General features: G+C 64.3%; 18 protein-coding genes. 11 read left to right on the forward strand and 7 right to left on the reverse strand.

The features are described 5' to 3' along the window. Together aguB and BLV47_RS17635 are read right to left on the reverse strand one after the other, a co-directional pair. A complete protein-coding gene (aguB, locus tag BLV47_RS17630; RefSeq protein ID WP_092315643.1) occupies positions 1-909 on the reverse strand; it encodes an N-carbamoylputrescine amidase in 909 nt (302 codons plus the stop codon). Then, positions 906-1,964: an agmatine deiminase family protein gene (locus tag BLV47_RS17635; RefSeq protein ID WP_092315645.1), complete on the reverse strand. Its 1,059-nt coding sequence runs from the start codon at positions 1,962-1,964 to the stop codon at positions 906-908. Before BLV47_RS17635 ends, aguB begins: the two co-directional genes overlap by 4 nt. A 137-nt stretch (positions 1,965-2,101) precedes the next feature. On the opposite strand from BLV47_RS17635, the gene BLV47_RS17640 reads away from it, so the two are divergent. Together BLV47_RS17640 and BLV47_RS17645 are read left to right on the forward strand one after the other, a co-directional pair. Continuing rightward, positions 2,102-2,971, forward strand: a complete 870-nt coding sequence (locus tag BLV47_RS17640; protein WP_092315647.1) for a LysR family transcriptional regulator — start codon at positions 2,102-2,104, stop codon at positions 2,969-2,971. 103 nt (positions 2,972-3,074) lie between these two features. Then, positions 3,075-3,689, forward strand: coding sequence for a LysE family translocator (locus BLV47_RS17645; protein ID WP_092315649.1), 615 nt, complete (start codon positions 3,075-3,077; stop codon positions 3,687-3,689). A gap of 10 nt (positions 3,690-3,699) precedes the next feature. On the opposite strand, the gene BLV47_RS17650 is transcribed toward BLV47_RS17645, so the two are convergent. Beyond that, complete coding sequence (locus tag BLV47_RS17650) at positions 3,700-4,581, reverse strand: LysR family transcriptional regulator (protein WP_092315651.1); 882 nt, start codon at positions 4,579-4,581, stop codon at positions 3,700-3,702. Positions 4,582-4,687: 106 nt separating this feature from the next. On the opposite strand from BLV47_RS17650, the gene BLV47_RS17655 reads away from it, so the two are divergent. The 5 genes from BLV47_RS17655 to BLV47_RS17675 all read left to right on the forward strand — a co-directional run bounded on the left by BLV47_RS17655 (position 4,688) and on the right by BLV47_RS17675 (position 9,695). Further along, the gene (locus BLV47_RS17655; protein WP_425272158.1) at positions 4,688-5,233 is read left to right on the forward strand and encodes a GNAT family N-acetyltransferase; all 546 of its coding nucleotides are present in this window, start codon (positions 4,688-4,690) and stop codon (positions 5,231-5,233) included. Positions 5,234-5,342: 109 nt separating this feature from the next. Beyond that, positions 5,343-6,053, forward strand: a complete 711-nt coding sequence (locus BLV47_RS17660; protein ID WP_047303688.1) for a FadR/GntR family transcriptional regulator — start codon at positions 5,343-5,345, stop codon at positions 6,051-6,053. A 115-nt stretch (positions 6,054-6,168) separates the two neighbouring features. Continuing rightward, positions 6,169-7,362, forward strand: coding sequence for an L-2-hydroxyglutarate oxidase (gene lhgO / locus BLV47_RS17665; protein ID WP_092315655.1), 1,194 nt, complete (start codon positions 6,169-6,171; stop codon positions 7,360-7,362). Positions 7,363-7,482: 120 nt separating this feature from the next. Further along, positions 7,483-8,811 carry an MFS transporter gene (locus tag BLV47_RS17670; protein WP_092315657.1) on the forward strand — a complete coding sequence of 443 codons (1,329 nt, stop codon included), beginning with the start codon at positions 7,483-7,485 and terminating at the stop codon, positions 8,809-8,811. Between the two features lie 86 nt (positions 8,812-8,897). After that, the gene (locus BLV47_RS17675) at positions 8,898-9,695 is read left to right on the forward strand and encodes a nucleotidyltransferase domain-containing protein (RefSeq protein ID WP_092315659.1); all 798 of its coding nucleotides are present in this window, start codon (positions 8,898-8,900) and stop codon (positions 9,693-9,695) included. Between the two features lie 93 nt (positions 9,696-9,788). On the opposite strand, the gene BLV47_RS17680 is transcribed toward BLV47_RS17675, so the two are convergent. The 4 genes from BLV47_RS17680 to mqo form a co-directional block, all read right to left on the reverse strand. Beyond that, the gene (locus tag BLV47_RS17680) at positions 9,789-10,571 is read right to left on the reverse strand and encodes a DeoR/GlpR family DNA-binding transcription regulator (RefSeq protein ID WP_092315661.1); all 783 of its coding nucleotides are present in this window, start codon (positions 10,569-10,571) and stop codon (positions 9,789-9,791) included. A gap of 215 nt (positions 10,572-10,786) precedes the next feature. Next, on the reverse strand, positions 10,787-12,040 hold the full coding sequence (locus BLV47_RS17685) for an MFS transporter (RefSeq protein ID WP_092315663.1): 1,254 nt from the start codon (positions 12,038-12,040) through the stop codon (positions 10,787-10,789). A gap of 427 nt (positions 12,041-12,467) precedes the next feature. Continuing rightward, positions 12,468-13,190 carry a GNAT family N-acetyltransferase gene (locus BLV47_RS17690; protein ID WP_092317290.1) on the reverse strand — a complete coding sequence of 241 codons (723 nt, stop codon included), beginning with the start codon at positions 13,188-13,190 and terminating at the stop codon, positions 12,468-12,470. 269 nt (positions 13,191-13,459) lie between these two features. Then, positions 13,460-15,097, reverse strand: a complete 1,638-nt coding sequence (gene mqo, locus BLV47_RS17695) for a malate dehydrogenase (quinone) (RefSeq protein ID WP_092315665.1) — start codon at positions 15,095-15,097, stop codon at positions 13,460-13,462. Positions 15,098-16,142: 1,045 nt separating this feature from the next. On the opposite strand from mqo, the gene istA reads away from it, so the two are divergent. The 4 genes from istA to BLV47_RS17715 are packed head-to-tail and all read left to right on the forward strand — an operon-like array spanning position 16,143 to position 19,906. Beyond that, on the forward strand, positions 16,143-17,828 hold the full coding sequence (istA, locus tag BLV47_RS17700) for an IS21 family transposase (protein WP_062838241.1): 1,686 nt from the start codon (positions 16,143-16,145) through the stop codon (positions 17,826-17,828). Then, the gene (gene istB / locus BLV47_RS17705) at positions 17,716-18,465 is read left to right on the forward strand and encodes an IS21-like element IS1474 family helper ATPase IstB (RefSeq protein ID WP_062838242.1); all 750 of its coding nucleotides are present in this window, start codon (positions 17,716-17,718) and stop codon (positions 18,463-18,465) included. The genes istA and istB overlap by 113 nt, the downstream gene beginning before the upstream one ends. Continuing rightward, entirely contained in the window at positions 18,462-19,268 is an 807-nt protein-coding gene (locus BLV47_RS35520) for a hypothetical protein (RefSeq protein ID WP_143038283.1), read from the forward strand. The genes istB and BLV47_RS35520 overlap by 4 nt, the downstream gene beginning before the upstream one ends. Then, on the forward strand, positions 19,265-19,906 hold the full coding sequence (locus tag BLV47_RS17715; RefSeq protein ID WP_092315669.1) for a hypothetical protein: 642 nt from the start codon (positions 19,265-19,267) through the stop codon (positions 19,904-19,906). Before BLV47_RS35520 ends, BLV47_RS17715 begins: the two co-directional genes overlap by 4 nt. Positions 19,907-19,913 lie beyond the last annotated feature (7 nt).

Raw genomic sequence — 19,913 nt, forward strand, 5'->3', positions numbered from 1 at the left:
TCATGCCTCCCGGCCGTTCCAGCGTGAATGAAGGTGTTGCCCGTCAAGACTCAGCAGCGGCCCGTACATCTCGGGTCGCCGGTCGCGGAAGATGCCCCAGGTGCGGCGCTCTTCGGCCATGGCGGCCAGATCCAGGGACTGCAACAGGACCCCGCTGCTGTCGCGGTCGGCCTCGGCCAAGAGCCGGCCCTTGTGGTCGCAGATGAACGACGAGCCATAGAAATCCATGTGCAGGGCCGGGTCGCTGGTAGCCACTTCATGGCCGACGCGGTTGGCCGCCACCACCGGCAGCAGGTTGGCCGCGGCATGCCCGCGCATGGTCATCTGCCAGTGATCCCGCGAGTCCAGATCGGCACTGCCCGGTTCACTGCCGATGGCGGTGGGGAACAGCAACACTTCGGCGCCCTGCAAGGCCAGGCAGCGGGCAGTCTCGGGGAACCACTGGTCCCAGCAGATGCCAATGCCCAGGCGGCCGAAGGCCGTGTCCCAGACCCGGAAACCGGTGTCGCCGGGGCTGAAGTATTCCTTCTCCTGATAGCCCACGGCGTTGGGAATATGGGTCTTGCGGTACACCCCCAGCAGGCGGCCGTCGGCATCGGCGACGCTCAGGGAGTTGAAATAGGCGGTGCCGGCCCGTTCGAACCAGCTCAGGGGCAGAACCACCCCCAGCTCCCCGGCCAGGGCGGCGAAGCGCTGGAGCACCCGGCTCTGGGCATACTCCTCGGCCAGGGCCAGGTGCTGGTGCTGCTGCTCGATGCAGAAGTACGGGGTAGCGAACAGCTCCTGCAGCAGGATCACCTGGGCGCCGCGGGCCGCTGCTTCGCGCACCAGCTGTTCGGCGCGTTCCAGGTTGCCGGGCAGGTCCCAGGTGCAGGGCATCTGGGTGGTGGCGACGATCAACCGGCTCATGCCTGCACCTCCAGCGGCCAGCGCGGCTGCTGCTGGGTGATGCAATGCACACCGCCGCCGCCATGGGCCAGGTGGTTGATCCGCACCGGCACCACTTGCCGCCCGGGGAAGGCCCGGGCCAGCACCTGGGCCGCTTCCTGGTCGGCGGCGATGCCATAGGCCGGCATGATCACCGCGCCATTGGCCAGGTAGAAGTTGGTGTAGGAGGCGCAGAACACCTCGGCCTGGCTGTCCACCGCGGCGCTGGCCTCGAACAGCTCGATCAGCTCGAAACGACGGCCCTGGGCATCCCGGGCCAGCTCCAGCGCACGGCGGTTCTCGCGCACCACTTCGGCGTAGACCGAGCCCTGGTCGTGGGTCGCGTCCACCAGCAAGACACCCGGACGGGCAAAGGCGCAGATCCCATCGACATGGCCATCCGTCATGTCGCCGGTGACATGGTCCGGGTCCCCGGGCAGCCAGATGGTCTTGCGCACCCCCAGCAGGCGCTGGAAGATCGCCTCGATCTCGGCCTTGCTCAGGCCCGGGTTGCGATTGCGGTTGAGCAGCACCGATTCGGTGGTGATCAGGGTGCCCTCGCCGTCCACATGGATGGCCCCGCCTTCATTGGCCAGGGGCGTGCCGAAACAGTCCAGCCCCAGGTCGTCGAGCAGGCGTCGGGCCAGGCTGCGGTCCAGATCGTGGGCCGATTTGTCGCCCCAGGCGTTGAAGCGCCAGCTGACGCCGGCCAGCCCATGCTGCGGATGGCCGATGAAGGTCGGTCCGGAGTCGCGGCACCAGCTGTCGTTCACCGGCTGCACCAGCAACTGCACAGCCTCGGTGCACAGCGCCCGGGCGCTGTCCAGGGCCGAGGGGTCCACCACCAGCTTTACCGGTTCGAAGCGCGCAATGGCATTGGCCACCCGGGCGAAATCCGCTTGCACCTCGGCCAGGGTCACGCCCCAGACCGACTCCCACAACCCCTGGTTGTGCGGCCAGACCATCCAGGTCGCGGCGTGGGCAACCCACTCGGCGGGCATCTTCCAACCCGGGTGTTGACTGTCATTGCTAAGCATGGGCGTTGCACCTCTGAAGTAAGGTTTTGTTATCAATCGACCGACCCGGCCGAACCATGGCGCCCATGCTATGGCTTTGAAAAAACCTCAACAAACGATAGATTTAGCCCATTTCTGATTAGTTGGACTTATCAATCATGTTGAAACACTGGCCTCCCCTGAATGCCCTGCGCGGCTTCGAAGCCGCCGCGCGCCTGGGCAGCTTTCACCAGGCGGCGCAGGAACTGCACCTCACGCAATCGGCCATCAGCCAGCAGATCCGCAGCCTGGAAAACTTTCTCGAACAACCGCTGTTCTACCGCAGCGGGCGCAGCGTGACCCTGACCGACGCCGGCCACGATCTGCGCAGCACCACCCAGTCGCTGCTGCAGCAACTGGCGGTGGGCATCCGCCGCCTGGAGCAGTACCGCAAGCCCAACCAACTGGTGGTCAACACCAGCCCGGCCTTCGCCCGCCACTGGCTGCTGCCGCGCCTGGGTGAGTTCCATCGCCTGCACCCGGAAGTCGACCTGTGGCTGTTCACCAGCTTCGAGCCGCCGGACATGAGCACCCAGACCATCGACCTGACCCTGCGCGACGACCTGAGCGCCCAGGCCGAATGCAGCTACCTGGAGCTGTACAGCGATCGCCTGTACCCGGCCTGCCACCCCAGCGTGCTGGAGCAACCCGAAGCGCTGCGCACCACCTTGCATGGCGAACGGGAGATGGACTGGAGCCATTGGCTGGTGGAAGGCGGCGCGGACATTGGCCAGCGCAGCAACGGCCTGAACTTCTCCGACCCGGGCCTGTTGCTGGACGCCGCCTGCGCGGGCCACGGCATTGCCCTGGTCAGCCAGTTGCTGACCCAGCAGGCCCGGGCCCAGGGCTTGCTGGCCCCATTGTGCGAACAGAGCGTGCGCGGCCCGACCTGGGCCTGGCTGATTCACCGCGACAGCGAAGGCAGCCCGCTGACCCGCAGCTTCTGCGAGTGGTTGCTGGGCGCCTTGCAAGTCCCGGCCGAGCCATGAGCGGCGGGCGCAAAACCGTTTTCCATTCCTGGTGGTAACCCCGCGCAAGGCGGCGCCTTAAGCTGGCGCCGGTGCAATCCGCATCGTCTTCCAGGAGCCGCCCGTGCCCCCGATCCACGACATCAACTGGCCGTTGTGGCTGTCCACCATGCTGCCCATGGCCCTGAGCGCCGGGCCCGGCAACCTGATGGTGGCCAGCTCCGGCGCCCGCAGCGGCGTGCGCCGCTCGCTGCGCTTCATCCTCGGCCTCGATGTGACTTACTGGCTGCTGGCCCTGCTGGTGGGGCTGGGGCTGTATCACAGCCTGGCGGCGCAACCGCAATGGCTCTGGGGCCTGCGGGTGGCCGGCAGCCTGTACATTTTCTGGCGCGGCCTGCGCCTGTTGCTGCGCTCGCGGGGCTTGTCCGCCGCGCCGGACGAGCCCCTGGGCTTTCGCGATGGCGTGCTGCTGCAACTGGGCAATGTGCAGGGCCTGGTGATGCTGCTGGTGATGTTCTCGACCTTCAGCCCCGGCACCGACGCCGGCAGCGCCGTGGTGCTGGTGCTCAGCGCCGCACTGATCGCGGTCAATCTGTTCGGCCACCTGCTCTGGGCCGGCCTGGGCTCCAGCCTGCAGGTGCTGATGCGCGACCGACCGGGGTTGCTGGTGGCGCAGAACGCCCTGTTCGGCTTGCTGTTGATGGCGGTGGCCGTGTGGATCTCCCTGCGCGGCGCCTAGCTCGCGCCCCTCACCCGCCCTGCAGCCCGTGACGCGCCAGCAGCTCACAGAGAAACGCCACCACCCGGTCGACCCGCTCCTGACCCTGGGTCGCCTGGTTGCGCAACAGCCAGATATCGGCACGGTGAACCGGGGTCTGGGGCAACACCCGGAGCAGGCCCAAAGGCTCGGCAATATAGACCGGCAAGGCGGCGATCCCCAGCCCCGCCTGCACCGCCTTGAGCTGCGCTTCCAGGTTGCCGGTGCGCATCCACAGCGGCTGGCCGCCGCTGAGCTGGTCCAGCCAGCGGGCCAGGGGCAGGTGCTCCAGTGTCTGGTTCCAGCCAATCAGCGAATGCTGGCCCAGGTCCGCCGGTTGCTCGGGGCAACCCTGGGCCGAGGCATAACCTGGGGAACAGAACAGGGCCTGGGTCAGCTCGCCAACCCGACGCAGGGTGAAGTTGCCGGCCTCCGGCCGCTGCAGGCGCAGCAGCAGATCACTGTGGCTCTGAGTGAGCTTGACCGAACGCGCAGCATTGACGAAATCGAAGCTGATCTGCGGGTGCTGCAGGCGAAACTGCGCCAGCGCGGGAATGATCAGGTGGCTGCCCATCAGCTCCGGGCAGTCAATGCGCACCAGGCCCGCCATGCGCGCACCGGGCTGGGACATCTGCCGCGTCATCAGCTGGAAACGCTCTTGCGCCTCCAGGGCCATGGGCAACAAGGCCTGGCCGGCCTCGGTGAGAAAATAGCCCTGGGTGGTCTTCATGAACAACAGCACGTTCAAGGCCTGCTCCAGCACCAGGATCTTGCGTGAAACCGTCGACGCGGACACCTTCAGCGCCTGCCCGGCGTCGGTGATGTTGCTGGCATTGGCCACAGCGATGAAAAACCGCAGATCGTCCCAGTTCACCTTTACCTGCCCTGTCCCTGAAAACCCTGGCCCGGGATCTTATGCGATATTGCCGGGACGGCGTTCAGACTTTTCTCCGTTAAAGTACGCCAGATCTTTACTGCCCATGGATCAGGGACCTCTCATGCTGGAACTGCACACCACCCGCCTGCACCTGCGCCCCTTGAGCACCCATGACTGGGAGCTGTTTCTGAGCCTGCACAGCGACCCGGACAACCTGCGCTATGTCTGCGACCCGCTGTCCCGTGACCAGATCGAGGAACGCTTCACCTCGCGCCTGCCGCGCTGGGACTTCGACTCGACACACTGGCTGTGCCTGGTGATCCGCGACCGCCAGAGCGGCGAGGACCTGGGCCTCACCGGCCTGCGAATCAGCGACCGAGACGCCGCCGAAGCCGAGGTCGGCTACCTCCTGGCCCGCCATCACCAAGGCCGGGGCGTGGCCGCGGAGTCGCTGCGCGGGCTGATGGAGCACGCTGGCCAACACCTGGGCATCAAGCGCCTGATGGCCACCGTCACCGACGGCAATGCCGCCTCCTGCCAGGTCCTGGAAAAGTGCGGTTTCGTCTTCCTGCGCCGCGACGAGCGAGCCTTCCGCCAGGGCGGCGAAGACTTCGACGACCTGATTTTCAGCTGCCACCTGACGGCCTGAACCCGGATTGGCCACGACGGCCCCGCCCTTGCACCGTGGTTTTTTCTTGACAGCAAAAAATCTCAACGGCTATTGTCTGACAACCTGACTGCCACGGTTTTTCCTTCCCATGCTCGAACTCCAGCGACCTGACTCCCTCGTTGTCCGCGTGGTCAATGCGATCCGCAGCGAGATCGATTCCGGCCGCCTGGCCCCCGAATCGCGCCTACCGACCGAGCAGCAACTGGCCGAGCAGTTGAACGTCAGCCGCTCGGTGATTCGCGAAGCCATCGCCCAGCTCAAGGCCGACGGTGTGCTGATCGCCCGGCGGGGCCTGGGTTCGTATATTTCCAAGACCCCGGCCGGCACCGTGTTCCGTTTTCCCCAGGGCAACGGGCGCTTGCCGGACCTGGCGCAGATGTTCGAGATGCGCTTGTGGATCGAAACCCAGGCGGCATCGATCGCCGCCCAGCGCCGTGACGCCGCCGACCTGCAACGGATGCAGCAGGCCCTGCAGGAAATGCACGACAAGCGCAGTGATTTCGAAGCCGCGGGGCTGGCCGACGTGGAGTTTCACCGGGCCATCGCCGAGGCCAGCAAGAACGACTATTTCGTGGCCTTCCATGATTTTCTGCGCAGCCAGCTGACCAGTGCCCGCAAGGCCGCCTGGGAGAACTCGGCGCTGCGCATGGTCGGCGGTTCCGCCGATGCCACCCAGGAACACCAGGCGCTGTACCAGGCGATTGCCGCCGGCGACCGCCAGGCCGCGGCCGGCTGCGCCGATGCCCACTTGCGCGCTGCGGCCAAGCGCCTGGGCCTGGAGCTGCCCACTATCGATTAAGCACAGCGGCACGCTTGAGGCTTCAAGCGCTGCAGCGCGGGATTTTGTCGGATTAGTTAGTCTGACAACCTGATAACCAGACCTAAACAGATCAGAGCCAAGGTATCCAAGAACAATGACTTACGACTTTTGCATCATCGGCGGCGGCATCGTCGGCCTGGCCACGGCGATGGAGATCCTCAAGCGCCAGCCCGGCGCTTCGCTGGTGATCCTGGAAAAGGAAAACGTCCTGGCCAGGCACCAGACCGGGCACAACAGCGGGGTGATCCACGCCGGCATCTACTACGCGCCGGGCAGCCTCAAGGCCGACCTGTGCAAGCGCGGGGCCGAGGCCACCAAGCAGTTCTGCCGCGAGCACGGGATCAAGTTCGAGGTCTGCGGCAAGGTGCTGGTGGCGTCCAATGCCTTGGAAATGGAACGCATGGAGGCCTTGTACCAGCGCTCGCAACAGAACGGCCTGAAGGTCGAGCGCCTGGATGCCGAGCAACTGCGCCAGCGCGAACCGAACATCGTCGGCCTCGGCGGACTGTTCCTCGACGCCACCGGCATCGTCGACTACCGCGAAGTCTGCGAAACCATGGCCCGGGTGATCCGCCGCGAGGGCGGCGAGATCTGCCTCAGCCAGACCGTCACCGCCATCCAGGAAAGCGCCGACAGCGTCACGGTCAGCAGCCATGGCGGCAGCTGGCGGGCGAAGAAACTGGTGGCCTGCGCCGGCCTGCAATCGGACCGCCTGGCGGTGATGGCCGGGGTGAAGATCGACCACCAGATCATCCCCTTCCGTGGCGAGTACTTCCGTCTGCCGGCGGCGAAGAACAACATCGTCAATCACCTGATCTACCCGATCCCCGACCCGGAGCTGCCGTTCCTCGGCGTGCACCTGACCCGCATGATCGACGGTAGCGTCACCGTCGGCCCCAACGCGGTACTGGGCCTGGGCCGGGAGAACTACCGCAAGTTCTCCATCAACTGGCGCGACGTGGCGCAGTACGCCAGCTTCCCCGGGTTCTGGAAAACCATCTGGCAGAACCTGGGCTCCGGCACCACCGAGATGAAGAACTCGCTGTTCAAGTCCGGCTACCTGGAGCAGTGCCGCAAGTACTGCCCGTCCCTGCAGATCGAGGACCTGCTGCCCTATGAGGCAGGCATTCGCGCCCAGGCGGTGATGCGTGACGGCAGCCTGGTGCACGATTTCCTGTTCGCCCAGACCCCGCGCATGTTGCACGTGTGCAACGCGCCCTCGCCCGCCGCCACCTCGGCGATTCCCATTGGTTCGATGATCGCCGACAAGATTTTCCAGGCCGACTGAAACACAGGCGCGGCACGCCTTGTGCCGCCCGGATTTACCTCGGTATGCCCTTTTGGGCGCGCCGAGCACGACTCACGTCAACTCGACAATAAATACAATGATTCATGAGGAAGTACGGAAATGAGCGCAGTTGAAACCAGCAGTACTGCAGCGGAAACCCCACAACAAACCCAGAAACGCCTGCGCAAGGTCGCGGCGGCCACCATCTTCGGCTCGATGCTGGAGTGGTACGACTTCTACCTCTACGCCACCATGGCGGCCATCGTCTTCTCGAAGATCTTCTTCGATAACAGCAACCCGAAAAGCGCCACGCTGATGGCCTTCTCGACCTTTGCCATCGGTTTTATCGCCCGCCCCTTCGGCGGCATCCTGTTTGGCTACCTGGGGGACAAGTTCGGCCGCAAGCAGGTGCTGGTGCTGACCTTCTGCCTGATGGGCGTATGCACCGCGCTGATCGGCCTGATCCCCAGCTACGCCTCGATCGGCATCTGGGCGCCGATCCTGCTGGTGGCGATCCGCATCATCCAGGGCCTGGGCGCCGGTGCCGAACTGTCCGGCGCGGCGGTCACCTCCTATGAACACGCCAGCGAAGGCAAGCGCGGCAGCCAGGGCGCCTGGCCGGCACTGGGGCTGAACCTGGGCCTGCTGCTGTCGTCGCTGACCATCTACCTGCTGACCATCAACGGCAACGAGTTCCTGCTGGCCGGCGGCTGGCGCATTCCGTTCGTCTGCAGCATCGTCCTGGTGGCGGTCGGCCTGTGGGTGCGCAACAGCATTCCGGAAACCCCGGAGTTCAAGGAACTGAGCAAGGAAAGCCGCAAAGCCAAGGCCTCGCCACTCAAGGCACTGCTCCAGAACGACCTCAAGGGCCTGGCGGTGGTGTTCTTCGTCGCCATTGGCTACAACGCCCTGAGCTATATCTTCAAGACCTTCTCCCTGGCCTACCTGACCCAGTACAAGAACGTCGATGTGCACGTCACTTCGCTGTCGGTGACCATCGCCAGCCTGATCGCCATCGTCGCCGTGCCGTTCTTCGGCTGGCTGTGCGACAAGTGGAGCAGCAAAACCGTACTGATCCTCGGCGGGGTGTTCTCGGTGCTGTTCGCCTACCCGTTCCTGGCCCTGCTCAACACCGGTGAAAGCCTGATGATCTACATCGCCATCGGCGTCGGCACCGGCATCCTGGCGCCGATGATGTTCGCGCCCCAGGGCTCGTTCCTCAGCCGCCAGTTCCCTACCGCCACCCGCTCCTCGGGCTTTGGCACCGGGCGCGAAATCGGCACCGCGATTGCCGGCGGCCTGGCGCCGCTGGGGGCTCTGTCCCTGGTCACCGCCTCGGCCACTCACTCCACCGACGGCGTGGTGATCATCCTCGCGGTCGCCGCCGTGCTGGTGGTGGTGTTCGCCCTGTGCGACCAGGGCCACAAGCACTCGGCGTTCAAGAACTGACGCGATGTTGAACCCTCCACAGCGCCCCTGGTGGCCTGTGGAGACTCTGCTAAGGTGGCCGCTGCATTCGAATCACGGGCCACCCCATGCAATCCAGTAGCGCATTCGGCGTCGACGCCGATGGCTTGATCAGCCTTCCCGCCGAACCGCCCTTGCAGGCCGAATACCACGGCTTGCTCGATGACCTGCGCGCCACCTTGAGCGACCCGCTCGGCCCATCGCTGCACAGCCTCTACCTGTACGGCAGCGTCGCCCGTGGCACCGCCAGGGCCTATGTTTCCGACCTGGACCTGTGCCTGATCCTGCAACACCCCGCCGCCCCACAGCCGCTGCGCCACCTGGAGAACCTGCACCAGGCGTTGCAAGCGCGGCACCCGCTGGTGGCGAAGATCGACTTCGATATCGGCCACCTGGCCCAGGTGCTGGCCGCGGAAAATCGCCACAGCTGGGGCTACTGGCTCAAGCACCACTGCCGCTGCCTGTGGGGCCATGACCTGCGCCAGCGCTTTGCGCCCTTCAGGCCCAGCCGGGAAATTGCCTGGGCCGTGAATGGCGACTTCCAGAGGGTGCTTGATGACTACGCCGAGCGCATCGAGGGCGAGCGGCAGCCCGCGGAGATCCTGCGCCTGCAACGCGAGGCCGCGCGCAAACTGCTGCGCGCCACCAACCTCTTGCGCTCGGAGCAGGAGCCAAGCTGGCCCCACAGCCTGGATCAACATGTGCGGCTGTTCGTACAGCGCTACCCCGACATGGCGTTGCCCATCGCCGAGTTCCGCCAGACCGCCGAAGCCAGAACCCTCGCCAACGCCGGTTTCAGCAGCCGCCTGCGGCAGATGACGCAGTGGATGACCGAAGAATGCATCCAACCGCGAGCCAGGAACTAGGCCGCGGAACAACAACGCCGCCGGCCATTGCGACATGCCACGAACCGGCCCGCACCGCCCTGCCTGCCCTGTTGCCGGCCACCCTGGAACGGGTCAAGCCAGCAGCACCTCGATCCCCAACTGCCGATAGCCCTGGATATCCGCCTCAGGCACTTCATGCTCGGTGACCAGTCGCCGCAAGCGCTGGCACGGCACCACCACAAAGGGCTCCATGGCGCCGAGCTTGTCGGCGGTGGTCACGGCAATCACCTCGGCGGCACTGTCGAACATCGCCTGCTTGATCGGCACCTCATCGAAATGCAGGGAGCTGATGCCTATCTCCGGGTGAATCGCACAGACCCCGGTGAACATCAGGTCGGCCTTGATCCCCTGGATCATCCGCAGTGCTTCATGGCCACTGGCGGACAGGGTGGCCGGATTGAGCTGGCCGCCCACCAGAATCACCTTGATCCCGGGGTATTCGGCCAGGGCCACGGCAATCATCGGCGCGGCGGTGACCGCGGTCAGGCGGATGTCGGCCGGCAGGGACTGGGCGATATGCAAGGTGGTGGAACCGGAGTCGAACAGCACCGTCTGGCCGTCCTGCACCCATTGCACGGCATATTGCGCCAGACGCAGTTTCGCCTCGTTGACTTCACCCACCCGGGTGAAATAGTCCTTGCCGCTGTCCTTGGGCCTTGGCAGCGCGCCGCCGTGGACCCGCTGCACCAGCCCGGCAGCATCCAGTTCGGCGAGATCGCGGCGGATGGTGTCTTCGGACACCGCGAAGTGCCGGCTCAGCTCGGCGGCCATGACCTTGCCGTCGCGTTCCAGGAGCAGGAGGATCTTTTGCCGACGCAGGGATGGCAGTTCGGCTGCCGGGTGCTGGTTTTGCATGTTTATGCCCGATCTTGCAGGTTTGTGCGAGATTAACCAGGCCATGGGGCAAAAACAAGCTTGCCCAGCGCTTTGGCGCAGGTTCTCGCCGGGCAGCTCAGCCTTTACTTGGTCCACAGGCAGGCACTGCCAAGAAGCATTGCCAGCAGCTCATCCGCGGCCGGGACAACGATGCCGAAGACCGACCGGCGCGCACTAGGGATCGCGCTGCAGGCTCAGGAGCGCAACGAGGCGGCCGCTGCGGGCAAATGCACACCCTGGCGACCGGCAATCAGGATCAGGACCACCGACAGCAACGCACAGGCCGCCCCCAGCAGGATCGACGCGGCATACCCCTGATACAGGTCGAACAGCAGCCCCCCCAGGCTGCCGCCCACCAGCGCGGCAATACCTACCGAGACGTACAGCGCACCCAGGATCGCTCCCAGGTGCCTGGTGCCAAACCAGGTGGCGGCAACCGAGGGGTAGAGCGCAATGCATCCGCCATTCGCCACACCAAAGAGCACGGCAAACAGCGCAAGCGTCACGAAACCCTGGGCACCGACCCAGAACAGGTTGAGAGCGACCAGAGCGCCGGTCAGTAGCAACAGCAGGCGGCGCGCGCCCAGGCGGTCGCCGAGGGTGCCGAGAAAAAGCCGGCCGGCCACGTTGCCCGCGCCGATCAAGCCGATCAGCAGGTTGGCCTGGGTGGTGGAGATGGCGAATTGCTGGGCATAGGGATTGATGTGCACCAAGGCGATGAACAGCCCCACCGAACCGCAGAAGATCGCCCCGAAGTACCACCAGAACCGCGCACTCGCGAGGGCTTCGGCTAGGCGCATCCCGCTCTGCTGGCTGGTTTGCGGCCCCGCCGAACCAGCACTTGGTCGATCCCCATCGGGAAGCAGGCCGAGTTCCTGCGGTTGGCCTCTGACCAGCCTCGCCACCCACAGTCCGCTCACCAGGATCACCAGCGCAAAGAGGCGCATGGTGGTTTCCCAGGAGAAATGCTGCATCAACAGGCCGGCCGCCAGTGGCCCGATAAAGGTCCCCACGCCGGTTCCCGCAAGAGCGATCCCCGAGGCCTGGCTGCGGTTCCGGACAAACCAGCGCTGGACCGCAGTGACCGTGGGCACATAGACCAGGCCAACGCCCAAACCGACCAACGAACAGAAGGAAGCGATAAACAGCTGCAACGACCCTGAGGCCTTGCTACTGACGAAAAAGCCCAGGGCCAGCAGCATGACCCCTGCGCTCACCACTGCCCGCGTGGAAAAACGATCAGCCAGCGAACCTGAAACCACGCCAATGGCGTAGTAGATGAACGCGGTGAGGGAAAACACCGAAGCCACGGAAAACCGCCCGGCATCGAAGTTAGCCTGCAGGTGAGAGAAAAAAGCCCCAAAGGAATAGGCCGCACCAAAGATCAGCGCCAGCAAGACGTGCGCCGCAAACACCAGATACCAGCCCGGGAATACCTTGGTTTTCATCTCTGCCTCCTTTCTGATCCAGTTGCAGGAACCCGGCTGCGACTAAGGCCGGCTCAGGGTGGCGCCGAGGACGCACTCGACACTGGCGCCCCGCTCCCAATGCCATGCACCTCGACCGCGACGCCCCGCTCCCTGACTAGCGCACTCCTGTATATACATGTAAATGCAAAATCGTGACCATATTTAGCGACAGGTCGTTGAGAAAGCTGCCGAGCCCGCCTTCTGTCAGGTGAAATGCTTTGCGCGACAAGCTGTTAGGCGCGTTCAAGAAAAATGTCCGACGCCAGGAATGCAGGGCAGCCGAACCCGGCCCGCCCAAATTCATGAGAAGCCCTGTAACAAGCTGCCGGGAAGTTGTGTGCGGTAACACCGCCAGTGACAGGCGCGGACGAGCCTGCCGGCACTGGCAGTGCCTACTGCCATAGGGTCAGACCAGGCGGGGTCCGCGGACGGGGGCCTGCAATGCCTCTTCCCCCAGGCGCTCGCGGACCAGCGCCTGGGCTTGCCGGGTCATCTGGTCCAGCTGCCGGTCGCGCTTCTTTTCCGCTTCCAGCATGGCCTTGCGCCCGTGCTGGGCCAGCAGGTAGGTGTGGATCTGCCGCACTTCCACTGACTGGTAGATTGGCGCCACGTCGAGTACCGCCAGCAGGCCGTCGCTGCCATGGTCTTGGGTATTCATCAGCACCTGCGGGCCGCGAGCGCCCAGCAGTTGAAAGCCCAGGGCCTCGAAGCACGCCACCTTGGCCACGTGGCAGGCCAGCTCGACATGGGGGTAACGCCCACGCATGGCCTCCAGCATCTGCCGGGCAATGCCCTGGCGCCGATGGCTTTGCAGCACCGCCATGTAGGCCACGGCGCAGGCCTGGGGATCGTCCTTGAGCGGCAGGTACAGGGTGAAACCCAGCACCTTTTCAGGGTCCTGAGTGTCGGTGGCCACCACAAGTTCCACCGCGATCCCCCGGGAGCCGTCCATGGCCTGCAGGTACAGGTGCACCTCGTAGCCGACGCCGTACTGGTACAGGTTGTACAGCGGGTTGCTGGGGGTGATGGCCACCGCGCTGATGTCGCTGATGTAGTCCACCACCATCTGCTGGATCTGGCTCTGGATGGCTTCAGGCGGCGGGGCTTGGAACAGGGTGATGCTGGACATCGAGGCGGTGACTCCGAGGATGGGGGCATGCCCGGGCATGGCGGGCGGCGCCATGATAACCCGCCGTGGGCCGCCCGGGCGCAGCAGCACGCCAGTGCGACGGGCACGCTGGGTCGGCGGACAAGCAGGAAACGGATTGAGGAAGTTGCAGATGCCGGCCGGGCCGGCAGGTGGCGAGCCCTCTTGCAGGGCCTCGCAACCGGCACAGGAGACGGCGGCACGCTGGCCGCCGCAGTGCCCCGCCCGACGAACGCGGGCGGGGCCGAAGCTTACAGCGCCATGTCGGCCGCTGGGTTGCTCTCGGGCTTGGCCATGCTGGCCGGAGCCTGGGGTGCTGCACCTTTCACCGCAGGCGGCGGAGTCAGTTGCAGCACTTCGGCGGTGTAGGCCCACTCTTTGGCCACACGCTCGGGGCTGTCGTTCAGGGCGGTGCCGTAGCTCGGTACGATCTGCTTCAGCTTCTCTTGCCAGGCCGGGGTCGCGACCTGGTCCTTGAAGACTTTCTGCAGCACGCTGAGCATGATCGGCGCGGCGGTCGAGGCACCCGGGGAGGCGCCCAGCAGGCCGGCGATGCTGCCGTCCTGGGAAGCAACGATCTCGGTGCCGAGTTTCAGCACGCCGCCCTTCTCTTCGTCACGCTTGATGATCTGCACGCGCTGACCGGCCTGCCACAGGCGCCAGTCTTCTTTCTTGGCGTTGGGGAAGTATTCCTTCAGGGCGTTGAAGCGGTCGTCATCCGACAGCATCAGCTGGCCGGCCAGGTATTCCACCAACGGGTACTGTTCGATGCCGACTTTGGTCATCGGCCAGAAGTTGTGGGTGGTGGTGCTGGTCAGCAGGTCGAAGTACGAACCTTCCTTGAGGAACTTGGTGGAGAAGGTGGCGAATGGGCCAAACAGGATCACTCGCTTGCCGTCCAGCACGCGGGTGTCCAGGTGCGGAACCGACATCGGCGGTGCGCCCACCGAAGCCTTGCCGTAGGCCTTGGCCAGGTGCTGCTCGGCCACAGTGGCGTTGTCGGTCACCAGGAACGAGCCACCCACTGGGAAGCCGGCGTATTCGTTGGCCTCGGGAATGCCCGACTTCTGCAGCAGGTGCAGGGCACCGCCACCGGCGCCGATGAACACGAACTTAGCGTCGGTCTCGGTTTTCGAACCGTCCTTGAGGTTCTTGTAGGTCACGCGCCACGAGCCGTCTTTATTGCGCTCGATGTCCTGCACTTCGCTGGACAGCTTGAGGGCAAAGTTCGGCTGGGCCTGCAGGTGGGCGACGAACTGGCGAGTGATCTCGCCGAAGTTGACGTCGGTGCCGATCGGGGTCCAGGTCGCGGCGATCTTCTGCGCCGGATCACGACCTTCCATCATCAGTGGCACCCACTTCTTGATCTGCTCGGCGTCTTCGGAGTACTGCATGCCGCTGAACAGCGGGCTGGCCTGCAGGGCCTCGTAGCGAGCCTTCAAGAACTTGATGTTGTCATCGCCCCAGACGAAGCTCATGTGCGGCGTGGAGTTGATGAACGAACGCGGGTTCTTCAGCACGCCATTCTTGACCTGCCAGGACCAGAACTGCCGGGAAATCTGGAACGCTTCGTTGATCTCGATGGCCTTGGCGATCTCGATCTTGCCGTCCTTGCCTTCCGGGGTGTAGTTCAGCTCGGCCAAAGCGGAGTGACCGGTGCCGGCGTTGTTCCAGCCGTTGGAGCTTTCTTCTGCCACGCCGTCCAGGCGCTCGACCATCTCCATCGACCAATCCGGCTGCAGCTCATTGAGCCAGACCCCGAGGGTCGAACTCATGATGCCGCCACCGATCAGCAGCACATCCACTTTCTTCGGCTCAGCCGCGTGCGCGGTCGTGAGGCCTATCGACATCGCCAGCCCGATCAGGGCCGTGTTCACTTTCTTCAACATTCTGTAGTACCTACGATAGAACGCCATCCGCCGCCCCATCCTCGATCCTGCGCACTCGGCACCTGGCGAAACAGGCATTTCGCAGGCCCTGGACACACGCATTCATAAAGAACTGGAGGGTGGGCACACAAGGCCGACGAGACTGGCTCGACCTCAGTTTTATATCGCTCGGGCGCTGACTTCTTGTCGTTTTTGGCTTCAGCTACTTGAGTGACACTTGTTTCTCGGGACACATCACGGGGCACCGCCTGCCGGCTGCGCAGCCCCACTCCTTTCACCGGCACCGGCCTGGGCACGACGCACAATGCCGGCACCCATCTGCACGGGGCCAGCAGGAAAAGAAGGGTCGGGTTCAACCAAAGAAGGTCAACGAACACTGCCTGATATTGCATTCGGCAGATTTGCCCGGACACTCCCGCCCATTTGCAAGGACCCGATCAGGCCACTTGAAGCAAAGCACGGGGGAGGTATTTCCGCACAAACGATGAACCGATTCAGCGCAAGAATATCATTACGGCATCAGCCTGTCTTGGCCGGAGCGGCTGCCCTGGGCCCCGGACAAACCGCGACCCACTACGACACCCGCCGCAATCAATGCGTCACAACGACGCTGGGCTGGAGAATGCGTAGAGGTTGCCCTGCCGCCGTGATACGGCAACCGCTGAGGCCTGTGCTTCAGCGAACGGCTCGTCCCTGGAGTTCTAGCCAGCGCAGAATCAAAACGCCATGATAGCGGCCGATCCAACCCTAAGAAGCCAACGGAATGCTGCACGCCTTTTGTCACGGAAAAAGCCGCCTGTTCAAGCGTTACCTCGGACACTGCGGATTTCGGAGCACCGTGACCGGCCGTTTCGGTTGATCGTGACCGGTCATTTCGCTAACGCGTGACCGCTCATTTCGGTAGCAACGTGACCGATTTTCCGCCTGTTCCGAAACAGGTGGTCACGGCTTACCGAAATCGCCGGTCACGACTTAGCGAAAGCCTTCCCCTTCGTTGCGCATGACCTGATGCGCCGCCATCCTCGACCGATTTCGGGAGAGGAAGATGGCGGCGCCGCGAGTAGCCATGCGAAACATCAAAGAATGTCTGCGCCTCAAGTTTGAGGCCGGCTTGTCCCACGAGAAGATTGCCCGTGCCTTGCAGCTGTCCAAGGGCGTGGTTAGCAAGTACATCGCGGCGGCGCGGGTGGCCGGGCTGGACTGGCCGGCGCTGGTGGCCATGGACGAGGCCGCGCTGGCGGCCGCCTTGTTTGCACCGACGTCGACGAACAAGCCGCGCGGTGAGCGAGTGCTGCCCGATGTGCTGAGCATCCACCGCGAGTTGCGACGCAAGGGCGTGACCTTGCAGCTGCTGTGGGAGGAATATCTCGCCGCGCATGCGGGCCAGCCGACCTACCGCTACACCCAGTTCGTCGAGCACTACCGGCGCTACGCCCAGACGCTCAAACGTTCGATGCGTCAGCTGCACCGTGCGGGCGAGAAGCTATTCATCGACTATGCCGGGCCGACGCTGCCGGTGGTCGACCCGGCCACCGGCGAAGTGCGCCGGGCGCACATCTTCGTCGCCGCCCTGGGCGCCTCGAATTACACCTATGCCTGCGCGACGCCAGGCGAAACCCAGGTGGACTGGCTGACCTCGCTGGGCCAGGCTCTGACCTACTTTGGCGGCGTGCCGGAAATGGTTGTGCCGGACAATCCGCGCGCCCTGGTCGCCCAGCCGGATCGCTACGAGCCGGGCCTGAACCGGGCCACGCTGGAGTGCGCGCGTCATTACCAGACGGTGATCCTGCCGGCACGGCCACGCAAGCCTCAGGACAAGGCCAAGGCCGAGGTGGCGGTGCAGGTGGTCGAGCGCTGGATCATGGCGCGGCTGCGCCATCGGCAGTTCTTCAGCCTGCATGCGCTTAACCAGGCCATCGCCGAGCTGCTGGAGGATCTGAATCGGCGCCCGTTCAAGCGGCTCGATGGCTGCCGGCGCGACTGGTTCGAGCGCCTGGATCGCCCGGCCTTGCGAGCGCTGCCGGTGCATCCCTACGAGGTCGCCACCTTCAAGCGCTGCAAGGTCAGCATCGACTACCACATCGAGGTCAATGGCAGCTTCTACAGCGTGCCCTCCGCCCTGGCCCGGCAGAACGTGGACGTGCGACTGACGGCACACACCCTGGAAGTGCTGCATGGCAACCGGCGGGTGGCCAGCCACCTGCTGCTGGGGCGACGCGGCGCTTACAGTACCCAGCGCGAGCACATGCCCGCGGCGCACCAGGCGCATCGCGAATGGACGCCACAACGCCTGCTCGACTGGGGCGCGCGGATCGGCCCCTACACGCGCCAACTGATCGATCACCAACTGACCCACAAGCCGCACCCGGAGATGGGCTACCGCGCCTGCCTCGGCCTGCTCTCGCTGGCCCGGCGCTATGGCAATGCACGCCTGGAAGCCGCTGCCGAACGTGCCGTACACCTGCGCGCCTTCACCGGGCGCAGCGTGCGCAACCTGCTCCAGCAAGGCCTGGATCAACAGCCGCTGCCCCAGCGTGCCGCCGAAACGACCTTACCCGGCGACCACGAGAACGTCCGTGGCGCCGACTACTACCAACCCCCGCAACAGGAGCTGTTCGATGATGCCGCAACACACCCTGAATCAACTGCACCAGCTACGCCTGGACGGCATGGCCCGCGCCCTGGAAGAGCAATGGACGCTGCCGGCCAGCCACAGCCTGAGCTTCGATGAACGCCTCGGCCTACTGCTCGACCGCGAACTGGCCTGGCGTGACAACCAGCGCCTGGTACGGCTGCGCAAGAAGGCCAAGCTCAAGTACGCCAACGCCTGCCTGGAAGATCTCGACCGCCGCACCGGACGCGCCCTGGACGAGCGTCTGATCGCCACCCTGGCCAGTGGCGACTGGATCCGCCAGCAGCACAACCTGCTGCTGACCGGCCCGACCGGTGCCGGCAAAACCTGGCTGGCCTGCGCCCTGGGCAACCAGGCCTGCCGCCAGGGCTATAGCACCCTGTACCTGCGCACCCCGCGCCTGCTGGAACAACTGCGCATCGCTCATGGCGACGGCAGCTTCGGCCGTACCCTGCAACAGCTGGCAAAGGTCGACGTCCTGGTGCTGGACGACTGGGCGCTAGCCCCGCTGGAGGAAGGAGCCCGGCATGACCTGCTGGAGGTGATCGACGACCGCGCTGGCAGCCGCTCCACCATCCTGACGAGCCAACTGCCCATCGAGCACTGGCACGGCTGGATCAACGACCCGACCCTGGCCGATGCCATCCTCGACCGCCTGGTGCACAACGCCTACCGACTGACGATGAAAGGCGAGTCGCTGCGCCGAAAAAAAGCCGAGGAACAAGCCGCATCGTGACCGATGCGATTACAATCCAGAACCCGCGCAACCGGGGTGGAAGCACCGGTCACGTATTAGCGAAACGCTCGGTCACGTTCACCGAAATCCGCAGACACCGAGAAGAAGGTGAAACCCGGGTCTGCGAAGAAGATGAAATCACCGCCTTGATCATGGGGCCACTGGACTATCTGCCAGCCGAAGCCATCGGCGCTTTTTGGAAAGCGGTGGTTGAACAGGCAGGGCAGCAGCAATCGCTCCCCTTCCCTCGAGAACCCGTAAGTCGTGCCCAGATGCATTTCTGGCCACGCCGAGGCATCGAGCCGGACCTGTTTGTCGAATTGCACTGGCCCCACGGAGAACGCCGACTGCTTCTGGTGGAGTTCAAATGGAACTCAGGTTTGAGTGGTAATGATCAATTACATCGACAATGGCAGGAGTTTCTCCTGCCCAGCGAACGCGATGACGCCTACCACCTGTTCATTGCTCCGGAAATCAGCGCCGGCTTGAATGCCCTGAGCCACCATGACCTATGGAACGGCCGCCTTCTACTGCGTCCATGGACCTCCATTCTCGGTGTACTGCGCCATCTGAGCAGTCCCGAGGCGGTGCTACTGGGGCGTTGGGCGATACAGGCCGCTCACTTTCTGGAACAGCTGGGCGTCAAGCGATTCCAGGGGTTCACCGGGCTCCGCCCCCCGCAACCAATCAAAACACCTACGATTTTCTGGACTCCGGTGAACGGCTTCGGCGAACTCCCTCTACCCACGCTTATCCCTTCTTCCAAGCAAGCAACTTCCTTCTTCTGGAGCTCCCAGCCATGACTACGATGTCGGATATAGGCAAGGCAATCAGCGAGAATATCTCTTTTGTTTCCAAGCTCGGCGCCGAATGCGACCGCCTGGCTCAGCTGATCAGAGAGGAACTGAGTCGACTGTTACTGACTTCGGAAATTGCCCGACGCTATCGCGTTGGAGGCGAGTGGCTCCAGGTAAACGCGCAAGACGCCCACGGTTGGGTATTCACCGATATTTCCAGTTCGCTGCCCTTGATCATCAGGCCCAAGCGCTCCGTTGGCGATTATCTGATTGTGCAGATCAGCCTTGCTGGTATGGGTATCAATGCCCACGACAACTATGAACCACTGATCCACATAGGTCGATTTGGCGCCGCCATCGACTTCAATGACATACATATGACATTTCCGCTGGATGTCGAGGACCGCGACAAGCCTGACCTGGAATCCCCCTACCTGCTCCGCTGGGCACCCAGTTTCTGGTGCTACAGCCTGCGCCTGACGGATATCAACTCCCCGGCTGATGTACAGCGATGCATCATCAAACCGGTGACCGCGTTGTTGCTGGAGAACACCGCAAACAAGTTACTGTCAGAGGCAGGGGCTGTTCAGTACGCAAAAGTCCGGGAAGAACCCGGTAATTTCCGGGTAATTCCTCGCCGATAGCCACTCT

Source organism: Pseudomonas saponiphila, from assembly GCF_900105185.1.
In the GTDB taxonomy this organism is placed as follows: Bacteria; Pseudomonadota; Gammaproteobacteria; order Pseudomonadales; family Pseudomonadaceae; genus Aquipseudomonas; species Aquipseudomonas saponiphila.

Excerpts from the sequence above, each read along its gene's own strand:
- aguB (WP_092315643.1), bottom strand. The coding sequence starts at position 909 with ATGAGCCGGTTGATCGTCGCCACCACCCAGATGCCCTGCACCTGGGAC.
- BLV47_RS17635 (WP_092315645.1), bottom strand. The coding sequence starts at position 1,964 with ATGCTTAGCAATGACAGTCAACACCCGGGTTGGAAGATGCCCGCCGAG.
- BLV47_RS17640 (WP_092315647.1), top strand. The coding sequence starts at position 2,102 with ATGTTGAAACACTGGCCTCCCCTGAATGCCCTGCGCGGCTTCGAAGCC.
- BLV47_RS17655 (WP_425272158.1), top strand. The coding sequence starts at position 4,688 with ATGGATCAGGGACCTCTCATGCTGGAACTGCACACCACCCGCCTGCAC.
- BLV47_RS17660 (WP_047303688.1), top strand. The coding sequence starts at position 5,343 with ATGCTCGAACTCCAGCGACCTGACTCCCTCGTTGTCCGCGTGGTCAAT.
- lhgO (WP_092315655.1), top strand. The coding sequence starts at position 6,169 with ATGACTTACGACTTTTGCATCATCGGCGGCGGCATCGTCGGCCTGGCC.
- BLV47_RS17670 (WP_092315657.1), top strand. The coding sequence starts at position 7,483 with ATGAGCGCAGTTGAAACCAGCAGTACTGCAGCGGAAACCCCACAACAA.
- BLV47_RS17675 (WP_092315659.1), top strand. The coding sequence starts at position 8,898 with ATGCAATCCAGTAGCGCATTCGGCGTCGACGCCGATGGCTTGATCAGC.
- BLV47_RS17680 (WP_092315661.1), bottom strand. The coding sequence starts at position 10,571 with ATGCAAAACCAGCACCCGGCAGCCGAACTGCCATCCCTGCGTCGGCAA.
- BLV47_RS17685 (WP_092315663.1), bottom strand. The coding sequence starts at position 12,040 with ATGAAAACCAAGGTATTCCCGGGCTGGTATCTGGTGTTTGCGGCGCAC.
- BLV47_RS17690 (WP_092317290.1), bottom strand. The coding sequence starts at position 13,190 with ATGTCCAGCATCACCCTGTTCCAAGCCCCGCCGCCTGAAGCCATCCAG.
- mqo (WP_092315665.1), bottom strand. The coding sequence starts at position 15,097 with ATGTTGAAGAAAGTGAACACGGCCCTGATCGGGCTGGCGATGTCGATA.
- istA (WP_062838241.1), top strand. The coding sequence starts at position 16,143 with ATGGCGGCGCCGCGAGTAGCCATGCGAAACATCAAAGAATGTCTGCGC.
- istB (WP_062838242.1), top strand. The coding sequence starts at position 17,716 with ATGATGCCGCAACACACCCTGAATCAACTGCACCAGCTACGCCTGGAC.
- BLV47_RS17715 (WP_092315669.1), top strand. The coding sequence starts at position 19,265 with ATGACTACGATGTCGGATATAGGCAAGGCAATCAGCGAGAATATCTCT.